The organism is Actinorectispora metalli, assembly GCF_056323685.1.
In genome coordinates, this window is sequence record NZ_JBREYE010000001.1 from 282,585 (window position 1) to 298,570 (window position 15,986).

At 69.3% G+C, this 15,986-nt stretch carries 10 protein-coding genes; 4 read left to right on the forward strand and 6 right to left on the reverse strand.

The window, feature by feature from the left end; translation table 11 throughout:
• Positions 1 to 80: 80 nt before the first annotated feature.
• Together ACU6XJ_RS01305 and ACU6XJ_RS01310 are read right to left on the reverse strand one after the other, a co-directional pair.
• Positions 81 to 746, reverse strand: a complete 666-nt coding sequence (locus ACU6XJ_RS01305) for a peptidylprolyl isomerase (protein WP_476305951.1) — start codon at positions 744 to 746, stop codon at positions 81 to 83.
• Between the two features lie 43 nt (positions 747 to 789).
• Entirely contained in the window at positions 790 to 2,031 is a 1,242-nt protein-coding gene (locus ACU6XJ_RS01310; RefSeq protein ID WP_476305954.1) for a DUF6986 family protein, read from the reverse strand.
• 677 nt (positions 2,032 to 2,708) lie between these two features.
• Between ACU6XJ_RS01310 and ACU6XJ_RS01315 the strand changes: the two genes are divergently transcribed.
• Both ACU6XJ_RS01315 and ACU6XJ_RS01320 read left to right on the forward strand, forming a co-directional pair.
• Complete coding sequence (locus ACU6XJ_RS01315; protein ID WP_476305956.1) at positions 2,709 to 3,062, forward strand: metalloregulator ArsR/SmtB family transcription factor; 354 nt, start codon at positions 2,709 to 2,711, stop codon at positions 3,060 to 3,062.
• The gene (locus ACU6XJ_RS01320; protein WP_476305958.1) at positions 3,059 to 3,550 is read left to right on the forward strand and encodes an SRPBCC family protein; all 492 of its coding nucleotides are present in this window, start codon (positions 3,059 to 3,061) and stop codon (positions 3,548 to 3,550) included. The genes ACU6XJ_RS01315 and ACU6XJ_RS01320 overlap by 4 nt, the downstream gene beginning before the upstream one ends.
• Here ACU6XJ_RS01320 and ACU6XJ_RS01325 read toward each other — a convergent pair.
• From ACU6XJ_RS01325 to gltB, 3 genes are all read right to left on the reverse strand, one after another.
• A complete protein-coding gene (locus ACU6XJ_RS01325; RefSeq protein ID WP_476305960.1) occupies positions 3,534 to 4,457 on the reverse strand; it encodes a CPBP family intramembrane glutamic endopeptidase in 924 nt (307 codons plus the stop codon). The two genes, ACU6XJ_RS01320 and ACU6XJ_RS01325, sit on opposite strands and share 17 nt — an antisense overlap.
• 115 nt (positions 4,458 to 4,572) lie before the next feature.
• Positions 4,573 to 6,090, reverse strand: coding sequence for a glutamate synthase subunit beta (locus ACU6XJ_RS01330; protein WP_476305962.1), 1,518 nt, complete (start codon positions 6,088 to 6,090; stop codon positions 4,573 to 4,575).
• Positions 6,083 to 10,633, reverse strand: coding sequence for a glutamate synthase large subunit (gene gltB / locus ACU6XJ_RS01335; RefSeq protein WP_476305964.1), 4,551 nt, complete (start codon positions 10,631 to 10,633; stop codon positions 6,083 to 6,085). Before gltB ends, ACU6XJ_RS01330 begins: the two co-directional genes overlap by 8 nt.
• Positions 10,634 to 11,080: 447 nt before the next feature.
• Between gltB and ACU6XJ_RS01340 the strand changes: the two genes are divergently transcribed.
• Entirely contained in the window at positions 11,081 to 13,423 is a 2,343-nt protein-coding gene (locus ACU6XJ_RS01340; RefSeq protein WP_476305967.1) for a patatin, read from the forward strand.
• A 407-nt stretch (positions 13,424 to 13,830) separates the two neighbouring features.
• Here the strand turns inward: ACU6XJ_RS01340 and lgt are convergent, their stop codons facing one another.
• On the reverse strand, positions 13,831 to 15,039 hold the full coding sequence (gene lgt / locus ACU6XJ_RS01345) for a prolipoprotein diacylglyceryl transferase (RefSeq protein ID WP_476305970.1): 1,209 nt from the start codon (positions 15,037 to 15,039) through the stop codon (positions 13,831 to 13,833).
• Between the two features lie 326 nt (positions 15,040 to 15,365).
• Here lgt and ACU6XJ_RS01350 point away from each other — a divergent pair, with 326 nt between their 5' ends.
• Positions 15,366 to 15,785, forward strand: a complete 420-nt coding sequence (locus ACU6XJ_RS01350) for a winged helix-turn-helix domain-containing protein (RefSeq protein ID WP_476305972.1) — start codon at positions 15,366 to 15,368, stop codon at positions 15,783 to 15,785.
• The last annotated feature ends 201 nt before the right edge of the window (positions 15,786 to 15,986 follow it).

Below are 15,986 nucleotides of genomic sequence, written 5' to 3' on the forward strand. Positions count from 1 at the left end.
ACCGGAGCTGGGTGCCGGTCGGGTGGGGAGAAGGAGCCAAGCCCGCTGGAGTCACGACCTCAGCGGGCTTGGCTTCGCGGCTAGTCGACCTCGAACTCGCGAATCTCGACCGGGAGCTTCGGCAGGCCGTCCTGGGCGCCGTCAGGGCGGATGCCGCCTGCGACGATCTTGTCGAGGACGTCCATGCCGCGGGTGACCTTGCCCAGCACGGTGTAGGCGGGGCTGATGTTGGCGTGGCTGTGCACGATGAAGAACTCGCTGCCGTTGGTGCCGGGGCCCTGGTTGCCCATGGCGACGGTGCCGCGAGGGTAGGTCTCCTTGCCGGTGACCTCGTCGGCGAAGCGGTAGCCGGGCCCGCCGATCTCGGCCTCCCAGATGTCACCGCACTGGATGACGCCCAACCGCGCGGAGTTCGTGAGCCGCCAGCAGCGGCTGCGGTCGTAGAAGGTCTGGTTGATGAGACTGACCATGTTGTGCACGCCGCAGGGTGCGTTGCGGCGGTCGAGTTCGATGGTCATGGCCCCGTGGTTGGTCGTCATGCGGACCTCAACGGTGCCGCGGGTGCTCGCGCGGGGACGCGGCGGCTTGACGGGGCGGGCCGCCGGGTTGTCGGGGGTCGGGATGAAGTCGCACTTCACGCGGCTGCCGGTGGGCGCCACCTGATCTTCTGCCTGTGCGGCGCCGACGGGCAGCACGCCGATCAGGGCGACTGCGGCGGCCAGCGCCGAGAAACGAATCCTCCTCATGGACGGTGACCGTAAACGCCCTGCCTGCCGTTTGACAGGCCCGCTACCCGATTCGCCGGTCCGCGAAGTCCTGAAGCAGCTTGCAGTCCGCACCCGTCCCCCGGTAGATCTCCATGGCGTCGATCGCACCACAATCCATGCCTCTGACCAGGAAGGATGCGATGGCCTGCGCGGTCGCGGGCTCGTCCAAGGCACCGCTGCCCGACTTGTGGAGGTACGCCCGGAGCCGGGTGATCGCCTCGGGAAGACCCTGCCGGAAGAAGGCATAAGTCGCGGCGAACCGGGTGGGCAGATGGCCGGGATGGAGATCCCAACCCTGGTGGAACCCACGTTCCAGCGAGCGCCGGACAAGCCGCGCATGCTCCTCCCAGACCGCCCGGACGTTCTTCCCGATCGGCAGCAGGTTGGAGGAGCCGTCCGAGAGGTGCACCCCGGTACCGGCGGCGGCCACTTGCATGACGGCCTTGGCGTGGTCGGCGGCCGGGTGGTCCATCGCCTGGTACTGCGGCGCGATGCCCAGCGCGGCGGTGTAGTCGTAGGTGCCGAAGTGCAGCCCGAAACAGCGTCCCTCGGCGGCCCGGATCATGCGGCCCAGCGGCGCGGTGCCGTCGGTCGCCAGGATCGCCTGGGGCGTCTCGACCTGGATCTCGAACCGCAGCCTCTTGGGCCTCAGCCGGTAGGCGTGTTCGAGGTTGTCGCAGATCGCCGCCATCGCCGCGACCTGCTCGACCGCGGTCACCTTGGGCAGCGTGACGAGAAATCGTTCCGGCAGCGGCGCATTGGCGAGCAGCACGCCGAGGAACTTGTTCAAGGTACGCACACCCCGCTGCCGCGTCTCGGCTTCCAGGCCCTTGATCCGGATGCCGACAAACGGCGGCGCCTCCCCCGACCGCACCGTCACGGCCAGCGCGACCGCCGCGCGCTCCACGGACCGATCCTCATCGAGGTCCGTCAGCCCCCCGTACCCGTCCTCGAAGTCGATGCGCAGATCCTCGATCGGCTGGCTGTCGAGCTTCGCGGTCACCAACGGGTACACCTGCTCGGCAACGTCGTTCGGCACCCCGATCAGCGAAGCCAGCCCGTCGGCGCTCGGCGCAAGCTCGTCAAGCATCCCGCGAGCCTGCACCGACCAAATGGCGCACAGGTGCTCGGAGAACTTGTCGGCGGACACGTACACGGTGTGAATCGGCTGCCTGCCAACGCCCGGAGGCTCGGGCTGGTCCGTATCGACGTCCGCGAGCAATTCATCCAACTCGGCGAACAGCTTGGCCAATCGGTCCGGCATCCACGACCTCCTCAACACAATCCGGCCGCCCCGCGACCGACCACCGAATCACACCGGTCGACCACGACCGATCACCAAGTCAAGCGACCGATCACCAAGTCAGCCCGTCGACCGTGACCGGTCACCACATCACGCCGGTCGACCGCGACCGACCATCGGAACCCGAAAACGCCGTCCCGAACCTGAACGTCCGGCTATACCACAAGTCCCGCCCGGCTCATTTCCCAAGCAACAAAATCCCAGCGAGTTGTCCACAGCACCCCTCGCCATCCACAGATCGCATTTTCGCACTTCCCCTTCCCGCGAGAGCCGATAGGCTGGCGCAGGGCCGTGCCCCCGGGCGGGCGGGGGATGTCTTCTGTGGGGTTTCACCTGGATTTTGTGTGGTGGCGGTGGGGGCGCGGGGTCGGTTGACGGGCCCGGCGGGATCTCGTGGCAGATCTGGTTACCCGGTCGTGGGATAGGCGAAAGCCCGTCGTGGCGTAGCCGAAGCCCGTCGTGGCGTAGCCGAAGCCCCGTCATTCGGGGCGGCGGCTTCCGGTACGGCGGAGTGGGATGGAGTGCTCGCCGGGAGACGCCCGATCCGGCGCCTGGGGCCCTCGGCAACTGATCAACCGTTCTGCCCGGCCAACTTATAGGCTGGGCAAACGCGTAACCATGTGGTTACACTTCAGGGCGTGGACGAGGTTGCGGGCGCGATCGCGGACCCGGTGCGCCGGGAGATCCTGGAGTTGCTGCGCGGTTCCCGGCTGAGTGCCGGGGAGATCGCCGGGAACTTCGCGATCAGCAGGCCTGCGATCAGCAGGCACCTGCGGGTGCTGCGCGAGAGCGGCCTGGTCCGCGACGAAACCGTAGGCAGGCAACGTCTCTACGCACTGGACACCGGGCCGCTCGCCGAGCTCACCGAGTGGATGGCGCGGCTGAGCGCCCCGACCGCCTGGCAGCAGCGGCTCGACGCACTGGAGACCGAGGTCTACCGCACCCGCCGCGAACGCCGTTCAACACCCAACCCCGAGGAGAACACCGCATGACACCCACACCGACCGGCAAGCTCGTCCGTACCGACGACGGCTGGGACCTCGTGCTGCGCCGCACCTTCCGCGCGCCGATCGACGACGTCTGGGCCAGCGTCACCGAATCCGAGCGCACGGCACGCTGGTTCGGGCCGTGGAAAGGCGACGGCGGGACCGGCAACACCATCAGCGTGCAGATGGCCTACGAGGAGGGCACGCCCTGGTGCGACATGCTGATCACCGCATGCGAACCGCCGAGGCGACTCGCGGTCGCCATGAGCGACGACAACGGCGACTGGCTCATGGAGCTGCTGCTGACCGAGACGGCGGGCGGCACCGAGGTGCGGCTCGTGCAGCACCTCGAAACGACCGATCTGGCAGGCGAGACCGGGCCGGGCTGGGAGTACTACCTCGACATGCTGGTGGCCGCACATGAGGGCTCCGCGCGGCCGGACTTCGACGATTACTACCCGGCGCAGAAGGCGTACTTCACCGATCAGCGGTGACGAACTCGCCGCCCGCGGCGCGGCGGTGCGAGCGGACCAACAGCAGGAACGTCACGACCGCGCCCGCGGCGAGCAGGAGCGTGGTCAGCAGACTGCCCTCCAGGCCGAAACCGCCGCCTGTGATGAGGTCGCTGCCCTCCTTGCTCTGCTCGAAGTCCCACAGTGAGGTGGTGACCCGCAGGTTGGAGACCTCGGCGCCCCATAGGTTGCCCTGGCTCCAGTTCCACACCGCGTGGAACGCGCACACTCCCCACAGGCCGTTCTCGGCCAGCGACCAGAAGCTCAGGAACACCGCGACCAGCAGCAGGTTGACGATCGCCAGGACCGTGAGGCCGCCGTTGGTGGCGTGCAGGGCGGCGAACACCACGGTCTGGATCACCACCGCGGCGATCAGGCCCCACCTGCGGGCCACGGCCTGGGTCAGGTAGCCGCGGGTGAACAGTTCCTCGGTACTCCCTTGGATCGCGAAGCCACCCAGCAGGATCAGCGCGGGCCACGCGTTGGCCGTGTTCAGACCGCCGACGAGTTTGCCGTGGCCCAGCATCAGGTTGACGAAGACGATGGCCGCGGTGAACAGCAGCGCGATCAGGGCGCCGCGGGCGATCCTGCCGCCGATGTCGACCCGGAACAGGCCAAGGGTCGAGATGGGACGGCCTTCCTTCCACTTGACCCAGGCGAACAGCAGCACCGCCCCGCCCGCGAAGGTCGCGGTCGCCGTCAGCTGCGCCCTCATGCCGAGGACGTTGTCCGAGCCGGAGCTGCCGAGCTCACCCGGCCCGGCGATGACCAGCGCCAGCAGCGCCTGTCCGACGGCCAGCATCAACACGGACATCAGGATGGCCAGCGCCGGACCGGTTGGTCGCTTGGCGGCGAACATGCCGGTCAGCAGTATGCGGCGATCATCCATCGGGCGCTCTCCTCGGACGGTCGGTCAGTCCTGCCGATCTTGACCACCGGCCCGGGGATGAAACCACGGAACGCGCAGTGCGTCGGGAACATGTGCCCGATGGTGTGGTGGCTGCCTAGACGACCGCCAGCGGCAGCGCGGTGGGGTGCACGGGGGCGGGGAGCTGGGAGGAGCCGGTGAGGAAGGCGTCCACGGCGTTGGCCACCGAGCGGCCCTCGGCGATGGCCCACACGACCAGCGAGGCGCCGCGGTGGGCGTCACCGCAGACGAACACACCCTCCGCCTCGGTCTGCCAGTCGGCACCGCAGGAGATCACCCCGCGCGGGGTCAGGCGCAGGCCGAGACCGTCCAGCAGCGGCATGTGCTCCACGCCCTCGAAGCCGATGGCCAGCAGCGCCAGGTCGCAGGGCAGCTCCTCGATCTCCTCCGACACCGGGGCCACCACGCGGCGGCCCTCGGCGTCGCGCTGCACGCGGACCTTGCGCAGCCGCACCGCGCGCAGGTTGCCGGCGCCGTCGTCCACAAAGGACTCCACGGCGACGGCGAATTTCCGCTCCCCCGCTTCCTCGTGCGCGGGGTAGGTGCGCAGGATGTAGGGCCAGGTCGGCCACGGGGAGCGGTCGTCGTCGCGGGTGGTCGGGGGCTGCGGGTACTGGTCAAGTTGGGTCACCGAGAGGGCGCCCTGGCGGGTGGCGGTGCCGTAGCAGTCGGCGCCGGTGTCGCCGCCGCCGATGACCACCACATGCTTGCCCGCGGCGGTGATGGACGCGGGACCGTCGCCCTCGCATTCGCGGTTGCCCGCGACGAGGTGCTCCATGGCCAGGTGCACGCCGCGTAGGCCGCGGCCGGGGGTGATGGTGTCGTCGCGGCCGCGCAGGGCGCCCACCGCGAGCACCACCGCGTCGTACTCGGCGCGCAACTGCTCGACGCTGACGTCGGTGGTGTGGCCGCCGCCGACCTCGCAGTTGGTGACGAACCTGGTGCCCTCGGCGCGCATCTGCGCCAGCCGCCGGTCCAGGACCGACTTCTCCATCTTGAACTCGGGAATGCCGTAGCGCAGCAGACCGCCCAGCCGGTCGTCGCGCTCGAACACCGTCACCTCGTGGCCCGCCCTGGTGAGCTGCTGGGCGGCGGCCAGCCCGGCGGGTCCGGAGCCGACGACGGCGACGCGCTTGCCGGTGCTGATCTCCGAGCGCTGGGGCGCGACGATGCCGCTCTCCAAGCTCACATCCGCGATGGTCTGCTCGATGCGCTTGATGGTGACCGCGCCGCCGGACAGCGGGCTGATCGCCAGTACACAGGCCGCCTCACAGGGCGCGGGGCACAGCCTGCCGGTGAACTCCGGGAAGTTGTTGGTGGCGTGCAGCCGGTCGCTCGCCTGGTCCCAGGCGCCGCGGCGGGCCAACTCGTTCCACTCCGGGATCAGGTTGCCCAGCGGGCAGCCCGCGGTGCCGCTGTGGCAGAACGGGATTCCGCAGTCCATGCAGCGGGAGGCCTGCTCGGCGACCTGCTCCTCGCGCTGTGCGGGGTCCAGGGCAGCGTAGACCTCGTGCCAGTCGCCGAGGCGGTCGTCGGCGGGACGCTTGGGGGCGTCCTTGCGGCCGTGCTTGAGAAACCCTCGGGGGTCAGCCACGGGAGGCCTCCATAACCGCCGCGTCGACATCGCGGCCCTCGGCTTCGGCGATGCGGATCGCCTCCAGCACCCGGCGGTAGTCGTTGGGCATGATCTTGGTGAACGCCCGCGAGCGGCGGGACCAGTCGCCAAGCAGCGAGGCGGCCACCGTGGAGCCGGTGAGCTTGTAGTGCCGCTCCACGGTGTCGCGCAGCCACTTCAGGTCATCGGCGTCGGGCGCCTGGAGGGACACCATCTCCTTGTTGACGCGCTTGGCGTCGAGGTTGAGCACATAGGCGATACCGCCGGACATGCCCGCGGCGACGTTGCGGCCGGTCTCGCCGAGCACCACGGCGCGGCCGCCGGTCATGTACTCGAAGGCGTGGTCGCCCGCGCCCTCGGCGACCGCGACCATGCCGGAGTTGCGGACGCAGAAGCGCTCGCCGACGCGGCCGCGGAGGTAGATCTCGCCCGCGGTGGCGCCGTAGCCGATCACGTTGCCCGCGATGACCTGCTGCTCGGCGGCGAACGGCGCCTCGGGGTGCGGGCGCACGATGATCTGCCCGCCGGACAGGCCCTTGCCGACGTAGTCGTTGGCATCGCCGATGAGGTCCAGGGTGATGCCGGGCGGCAGGAACGCGCCGAGCGACTGGCCCGCGGAGCCGGTCAGCGTGATGTGGATGGTGTCGTCCGGCAGGCCGGTGCCGCCGTAGCGGCGGGTGACCTCGGCGCCCAGCAGGGTGCCGACGGTGCGGTTGACGTTGCGCACGGGCAGTTCCAGCGTTAGCGGGTGCGCGTCCTCCAGGGCCGCCTCCGCCAACTGGATCAGCGTGTTGTCCAGTGCCTGCGCCAAACCGTGGTCCTGCTCGCGGACCCTGCGGCGGACCGGGCTGTACGGGCTCTCCGGGACCGCGAACACCGGTGTCAGGTCAAGGCCGGATGCCTTCCAGTGGTGGACGGCCTTGTCGACATCGAGCACCTCGGCGTGGCCGATGGCCTCGTCCAGGGTGCGGAAACCCAACTCGGCCAGCAGTTCGCGGACCTCGTCGGCGACGAAGCGGAAGAAGTTCTCCACGTGCTCGACCTGGCCGGTGTAGCGGGCCCGCAGGTCGGGGTTCTGGGTGGCGATGCCGACGGGGCAGGTATCCAGGTGGCAGACGCGCATCATGATGCAGCCCGCCACCACCAGCGGGGCGGTCGCGAAGCCGTACTCCTCCGCGCCGAGCAGCGCGGCGATCACCACGTCGCGGCCGGTCTTCATGGCGCCGTCGACCTGCACGGTGATGCGGTCGCGCAGCCCGTTGAGCACCAGCGTCTGCTGGGTTTCGGCCAGGCCAATCTCCCACGGGGTGCCGCAGTGCTTCAACGAGGTCAGCGGCGCCGCGCCGGTGCCGCCGTCGTGGCCGGAGACCAGCACCACGTCGGCGTGCGCCTTGGCCACACCCGCGGCCACGGTGCCGATGCCCAACTCGGACACCAGCTTCACGTGGATGCGGGCGTCGCGGTTGGCGTTCTTCAGGTCGTGGATGAGCTGGGCGAGGTCCTCGATGGAGTAGATGTCGTGGTGCGGCGGCGGCGAGATGAGGCCGACGCCCGGCGTGGAGTGCCGGGTGCGGGCGATCCAGGGGTAGACCTTGAAGCCGGGCAGCTGGCCGCCCTCGCCGGGCTTGGCGCCCTGCGCCATCTTGATCTGGATGTCGGTGGCGTTGAGCAGGTATTCGCTGGTCACGCCGAACCGGCCGCTGGCGACCTGTTTGACGGCGCTGCGCCGCATCGGGTCGTAGAGCCGTTCGGTGTCCTCGCCGCCCTCACCGGAGTTGGACCGGCCGCCCAGCCTGTTCATGGCGATGGCCAGCGTCTCGTGCGCCTCGGCGGAGATGGAGCCGTAGGACATGGCGCCGGTGTTGAACCGCTTGACGATCGACTCGACCGGCTCGACCTCCTCGATCGGCACCGGCTCCCGCTTCGAGTCGAAAGCGAACAGGCCGCGCAGCGTGCCGCCCTCGCGGCAGAGGCGGTCCACCTCGGCGGTGTAGGCCTTGTACGCCTCGGTCTTGCGGGTCTTGGTGGCGTGCTGGAGCAGGAAGACGGTCTCCGGGGTGAACAGGTGCAGTTCGCCCTCGCGGCGGTAGGCGTACTCGCCGCCGACCTCCAGCCGCCGGTGCACCCGGTCGGTGGGGTTCTCGGGGTGCGCCCTGCGGTGCCGCGTCTCCACCTCGGTGGCCAGCACGTCCAGGCCGACGCCGCCGAGCTTGGAGCCGGTGCCGCTGAAGTACTCGTCCACCAGATCCTGCGAGAGACCGACGGCCTCGAAGACCTGGGCGGCGGTGTAGGCGCCGACGGTGGAGATGCCCATCTTGGACATCACCTTCAGCACGCCCTTGACCAGCGCCTTCACGTACTGGCGGATGGCCTTCTCCGGTTCGAGGCCGGTGATCGCGCCGGTGGCGATCATGTCCTCGATGGTCTCGAAGGCCAGATAGGGGTTGACCGCGGCGGCGCCGTAGCCCAGCAGCAGCGCGATGTGGTGCACCTCGCGGGCGTCGCCTGACTCCACAACCAGCGCGACCCGCAGCCGCTCCTTGGTCTTGACCAGGTGGTGGTGCACGGCGGAGACCAGCAGCAGCGACGGGATCGGCGCCATCCGGTGGTCGGAATCCCGGTCGGAGAGCACCAGCACGCGGGCGCCGTCGGCGATGGCCTGCGACGCTTCCCGGCGGATGCGCTGGATGGCGTTGGACAGCGCCAGTCCCCCACCGTCCACTTCGTACAGTCCGGACAGGACGGTGCAGGCGAAGCCGGGCAGGTCGCCGTCGTCGTTGATGTGGATGAGCTTGGCCAGCTCGTCGTTGTCGATCACCGGGTAGGTCAGCTCGACGTGGCGGCAGGAGGCCGGGTTGGGACGCAGCAGGTTCTGCTCCGGGCCCATCACGCGGGACACGGAGGTGACGATCTCCTCGCGGATGGCGTCCAGCGGCGGGTTGGTGACCTGCGCGAAGTGCTGCTTGAAGTAGTCGTAGAGCAGCCGGGACCGCTGCGACAGCGCCGCGACCGGGGTGTCGGAGCCCATGGAGCCCAGCGGCTCGCCGCCGGTGGTGGCCATCGGCGCGAGCAGGACGCGAAGCTCCTCCTCGGTGTAGCCGAAGGTGAGCTGACGCCGCACCACCGACTCGTGACTCTGCACGACGTGCTCCCGCGCGGGCAACCGCTCCAGCTGGAGCAGGCCCGCGTGGGTCCACTCGTCGTAGGGCAGCTCCTCGGCCAACTGGGACTTGATCTCGCGGTCGTCCACGATGCGGCCCGCGGCGGTGTCCACCAGGAACATGCGGCCGGGCTGGAGGCGCCCCTTGGCCACCACCTGGTCGGGGGCGAGGTCCAGTACGCCGGTCTCGCTGGCCAGCACCACCCGGTCGTCGGCGGTCTGCCACCAGCGGGCAGGCCGCAGGCCGTTGCGGTCCAGCACCGCGCCGACCAGATTGCCGTCGGTGAAGGTCACGCAGGCCGGGCCGTCCCAGGGCTCCATCAGGCTGGCATGGAAGCGGTAGAACGCGCGGACCCTGGGGTCCATCTCGGTGTGGTTCTCCCAGGCCTCCGGGATCATCATCAGCACCGCGTGCGGCAGGCTGCGCCCGCCGAGGTGCAACAGCTCAAGCACCTCGTCGAAGGACGCGGAGTCCGAGCCGTCCGGGTCGCAGATCGGGTACAGCCTGGTCAGGTCGCCGGGGATCAGGTCGCTGGACAGCGAAGCCTCGCGGGCCCGCATGCGGTTGCGGTTGCCGCGGATGGTGTTGATCTCGCCGTTGTGCGCGACGAACCGGAACGGGTGCGCCAGCGGCCAGGACGGGAAGGTGTTGGTGGAGAACCGGCTGTGCACCAGGGCGATGGCGCTGGCCAGCCGCTCGTCGCGCAGGTCGGGGAAGAAGGCGGGCAGCTGCTCGGTGGTGAGCATGCCCTTGTAGACCAGGGTGCGGGCGGACAGCGAGGGGAAGTAGGCCCCGCAGCCCGCGCGGACGCTTTCCCGCTCGGCGCGCTTGCGCAGGCAGAACGCCAGCCGGTCCAGGCCGATCCCGGCCTCGTCCCGCTGGCCGGCAACGAACAGCATCGCGAAGTGCGGCATGCAACTGCGGGCGCTGGGCCCGACGTCGGCGGCGTCGGGGGCGACGGGCACGTCGCGCCAGCCGAGGACGACCAGTCCCTCCTCCACGGCGACGCGCTCGACCAACGCGACCGCGGCGCGGCGGGTGTCGGGCTCGGCGGGCAGGAAGGCGATACCCGCGGCGTAGCGGTGCTCGCCATCGGCGGCGGGAGCGGGCAGGTCGAAACCCGCCTCGGCGCGCAGCAGCTCGTCAGGCAGCTGGAGCAGGATGCCCGCGCCGTCACCGCTGGTCGGCTCGGCGCCCGCGGCGCCACGGTGTTCGAGGTTGGCCAGCGCTGTGAGCGCATCCGTGACGATGCCGTGTGACCGGCGGCCGCGGATGTCAGCCACCATCGCCACGCCGCACGAGTCGCGCTCGTCGGCGGGGTCGTACAGGCCCTGGGGACCTGGGATGGCGGAAAAGATCACGCGCAGACCTCCTCGTTGTCCTCGTGATGCGCAGAAGCTGTCTGGAAGCTGACAGCTACTGAGCGTGGTTGAAACGGGACAACGCCGGCCCGCAGAGAGAACGCCCGCGGAAACAACAGCGGGCGTGTGGCTTTGTCCGACTGTAACAGCCGCGAAACCCGTAAGCATCCCGTCAAAAGGTGATTTCGGCCTGATAGGCGTAACGATCGGGGTGATCGAAACGACATTGCACCGGACCGGGCGCTGTGTTTTCGTCCGCGGCCCGCGTAACAGGACGTACTGGGCCGTTCGGGTTAGTCGCCCTAGGCCGTGCTGATCACCCTCCGCAGCCAAGTTTAACTTTTCACGACCGGATGAAACGTAAATCGTGACCGGTTCGACGGCGCGCGTTTGCCTCTGTTTGCAGCACCATGGGGCGTCTCAATGGCGCACGGGGGAGAGGCAGCCATGGCACACGAGGATTTGGTCCTGTTGCGGGACCATTTGGCCGAACTTGCACGACCGGAGCAGTACCAGGGGGACCACGACGGACGGCAGCCCTTCGACCGCCGCGCGACGTGGCGGCGGGCCGCCGAGGCGAGCGCCGGGGCCGAGGGCAACGGGGTGGGCTCGCAGGCCTACCGGGAGTACATCGACCACTCCTGCGACCTCACGATGCGGGGCGGCACCACCAGCGGTGTGATCTACCCGCTCGCGGTGTGCGAGCTGGCCAGGCACTACACCTTCCGCTCGGTCGGCGGCGCGTCCGCAGGGGCGATCGCGGCGTCGGCGGCCGCGGCCGCCGAGTACGGGCGGTTCGCCGATCCGATCGACCCCACCGCGGAGCCCAGGGGCTCCGACTGGGTGCCGCCGGGCTTCCCCGGCCTGGCCGCCATCGTCGGCTGGATCACCGGCGGCGAGCGGGAGACCTGGCGGATGGCCAGGCTGTTCCAGCCCAGCACCGGGGGGCGCTCGCTGTTCCGCGTGATCGCGGCGAGCATGCAGGACGTCAAGCTGACCGGGCGCAGCCGCATCACCAGCCTGTTCTTCGCGCTGCTGTCGGCGGTGGGCTGGACGTCGCAGCTCGCGTTGATCCTGCTGCTGCTCGGCGTATGGCTGGCCGCACCCGTGCTGGCCACCTACTTCCTCGCGCCGTCGCCGGAGAGCCTCGGCTGGTTCTACGGCTGGAGCTGGGCGCTCGCCGTGCTGGCGGTCACCGCCGTCGCCCTGGCGTGGCTGGCGGTGATGAGACTCCGGAACAGATCCGCCGCGTCAGGGCTCAACCCGTGGACCGTGTTCTGGACCGTGGCCTTCGGCGCGGGCCCGCTGCTGCTCAGCGTGGCCGTCACCGTCGGGCTGCACGGCTCGCAGGCGTGGCTGTCTGCGATTTCGCTAGGGGTGCTTGCCTGGTTCGTCGGCACCTTGACCACCGTCGCCGGTCTCGTCGCGATCTACGGCATCGCGGGCGCCCTCTACCTCAAGTACCGGGTGCGGCAGCTGCACTTCGGACTGGTCTCCGGGGTGCGGGCGGACAACCCGACCTGGGGCATCCGCCTGATGGATCGGCTCGCGGGCATTCCGGAGCCGCGGGATGTGCCCGCGCTGAGTGAATGGCTGGCCGCGCGTCTCAACGAACTGGCCGGGCTGCGCAAGTCGGACGGGCCGCTGACCTTCCGGCACCTGTGGGACGGCCCTTCGGGGGAGGCAGGACCTGCGGCGGAGAAGGAGCCGGATCACCGGTTCGTGAACCTGGTGCTGATGACCACCAACCTGTCCCAGGGCCGCCCCTATCGGCTGCCCTTCACCGACTCGGGCGACGGCTGGCACTACTGCCGGGACTGTCTGACCAGCGTCCTGCCGGGCTGGGTGGTGGACGCCCTCGGCGGGGCGCCGGTGACCGACTGCCGGTGCGAGATCGCGGGCCACGGCGAGCTGCGGCCGATGCCGCACCCGCTGGACATGCCGGTGATCATGGCGGCCCGGATGAGCCTGGCGCTGCCCGGGCTGATCGGCGCGGTGCCGCTGCACCGCGTCGAGGTGGTGGAGCAGGGTTGGCTCTACGACGGGCGGGGCTTCGCCCTGCACGGCCCGCCGCCGAAGCCGAAGACGCTGTCCCGCATCCACTGGTTCTCCGACGGCGGGATCACCAGCAACTTCCCCATCCACCTCTTCGACACCCTGCTGCCCCGCTGGCCCACGTTCGGGCTGAACCTGCAGAGCTACCCCGAGGGCTGCCAATGCGAGGACCTGTGGCTGCCTGAGCAGGACGACAGCCCGGCGGTGGCGCACTGGGAGAGCATCAACTCCCTGCCGGGGATGCTGGGCGACATCGTCAACACCGCCCGCAACTGGCGGGACACGCTGCAGGCCGCGCTGCCGGGATTCCGCGGTCGGGTCCACCACGTGCGGCACCACCACGACGAGGGCGGCACGAACCTGTTCATGCGTCGGGAGGTCATCGCCCGGCTGGCACTACGCGGCATGAACGCGGGCCGGGAACTGCGGACGCGTTTTGTGGAGAAGGGCGGCACCGACCGCTACCGGTGGATCCGCGCGTCGCTGGCGCACCGCGAGTACCGCGACCTGTCCGTCGGCACGGCTCGCAACGCCGCCAACTACACCGACCTGATCAACACCTTCCCGATCCCGCGCGAACTGAGCAGCTGGTATCCCAGCCAGCCGCCCAGGCAGAACATGATCGCGGCCATCGCGGGGCTCGGCGCGTTGTCGAGTGTCGGCGGCCCGCTGCACATCGCGACCGACATCGGCCCGGACGAAGACCCGGACCTGCGCCTCACCCCATCGGAATGACCCCGCGCGACGCCAGGCGGGCTGCTCCACGGTTAGCCCGCCTGGCGTCGCCGCACTGTGTCGCCAGGCAGTCTCAAACCTCAACCAGACCGGAGGTCAAGCCGTCCGCTGTCGCCACGCCAGACATCCCCCGCCCGCCCGGGGGCACGGCCCTTCTCGAGCCTATCGGCGCGCCAAACACCGCGGAGGCCGGAAAGCCGAAGTTGTGGATAGCCAGGGCGGCTGTGGACAACACGCCGAGAGCGCGCGTTTCCACGCCTGCTCAGATGTCGTCCGACAGCCTAAGCAAACGTCGGCCCAATCGAGCATTTCGGATAGACGCACACCGAAAGACCTGATAAGCGACCGTGAGTGGTAACCGACCTTCAAAGGTCGGTTACCACTCACGGGTTCTGACCTGGTGCTGCTCAGTCCTTCTTGGTCGCCTCGGAACCGGGCTTGGCTTCCGAGGCCTCGGTGGCTCCGCTGGGCTCGGTGTCCGCGGGCATGCCTTCGGCGCGTTCGGGCTCGGCGTCGGCGGGCATACCCTCAGCGCGCTCCTCCGCGGCGGTGGCCGCGGGCTCGGCGTCCTTCGGGTCCGTCTTCGGGCCTTCGGAGTTCGGTTCCGGCTCCACCGGGGTCGGCTTGTCGCCGTTGCCGGGTGTCTCCTCGTCGAGCACGTCCGCGGGCATGCCCTCGGGGCGTTCCGTGCCCTCTGGCTCGAGATCCGCGGGCATGCCTTCTGCTCGCTCCGTCCCGCCCGCGGCGGCTGTTCGCAGGGCGGCCAGGTCTTCGCGGGGGCCCTTGACCACGATCAGATAGGCGACCGCGCCGAGGAACACCAGCACCGAGACGAAGACGTTGATGCGGATGTCGAAGAGCCGGGTCGCCGGGTCGGTGCGCATGATCTCGATCCAGAACCGGCCCGCGGTGTAGCCCGCGACGTAGAGGGCGAACGCGCGGCCCCGGCCGAGGCGGAACTTGCGGTCGGCCCACACGACCAGCGCGGCGACACCGAGGTTCCACAGCAGTTCGTAGAGGAACGTCGGGTGCACGACCGCGATCGGATCGTTGTTGATGGCTATGCCGTTGAGCATGTCCGGGATGCCGTTGGCGTCGAAGCGGTCGTAGATCTCCAAGCCCCAGGGCAGGTCGGTGGGACCACCGAAAAGCTCCTGGTTGAAGTAGTTGCCGAGACGGCCGATCGCCTGGGCCACCACGATGCCGGGCGCCACCGCGTCGGCGAAGGCGGGCAGTGGGATTCCCCTTCGGCGGCAGGCGATCCAGGCGCCGACGCCGCCGAGTGCGATGGCGCCCCAGATGCCAAGGCCGCCCTGCCAGATCTTGAGCGCGTCCACCGGGTTGGCGCCCTCGCCGAAGTACTTCGGCCAGTCCGTCAGCACGTGGTAGATGCGGCCACCGATCAGGCCGAACGGAACCGCGAAGACGGCCACGTCGGTGACGGTGCCGGGTTCGCCGCCACGGGCGACGAGGCGGCGTTCGCCCCACCAGATCGCCACGATGATGCCGGCGATGATGCAAAGGGCATAAGCCCTGATCGGTACCGGCCCGATATGCCATACACCCCGGTCGGGGCTGGGAATGTTCGCCAGGAACGTAGCCAGGGTCGCGTTCACGCCGCACACGGTAGTCCCTGCTCCCGGGGCCGTCACCAGCGGTCCTTGCTTCTCCTTCGACTCACTTGAGCGCTCAATTCGCTACCGGCATTGCGATGCACAAAGCGCGTACTCCGAGCGGGTAGCTCCCCTTGAGGCTTGCGCGAATCCGCACCATTATTCGGAAGATGTCGGTATAACTAAATCAATGAACTCGGCGGGGATGTTTTGGGGGAGCCGTGTCGGTCTCATACAAGCCGATCGTCAGGTCTGCGGACACACGCAAGGTCCACTTCGTACGGTGGCCTGCTGAACGCAGCAAGCGGGAACATTATCGGAGCCTGGGGGTGCCGACGTTATTGCTGGTGGAGGCGGGGTGTCCGCCACCGGTGTGCCGGGAAACCCGTGAGGACTGGGTCAGGACCCCGGTCAGCAAGGTGGACTTGGACGCCAGGATCAACGGGCTGCAGGCCCGGACCATGGCCAGCAACGTGCCGGAGGTCGACCCGGTCGGGGTCGTCCGCTACAGCTCGTCCTCGGTTGCGGTCTCGCCGACCGAGGCCGATCTGCTGACGTGCCTGGTCAAGAGCCTGGGGGAGGTCGTGGACCGGGACTCGCTGTTGCAGTGCCTGCCGGACCGACCGACCAATTCCCGGTGTAATGCACTGAATCTGCACATCATGCGGATCCGGCGGCGAATACAGCCGCTGGGGCTCACGATCCGCACGGTCTGGGGCAAGGGTTATTTGCTTGAACAAGTAGCCTGATCATTTGTTGGGGGTTTAGCGACCAAAACCGCGCCGCGGCACCGCCGGGCGGAACAGTTTTGGTCGCTAAACCGTGAAAACCTTTTCGCCTGGATCAACCTGACGTCCGCAGCGCGGACTCGGATGACCGCTGTCGGAACACCCTCGATGGGTTCACCGCGTCGGACACCGCACGAGTCGAGCATGAAGGCGCAAGGAATC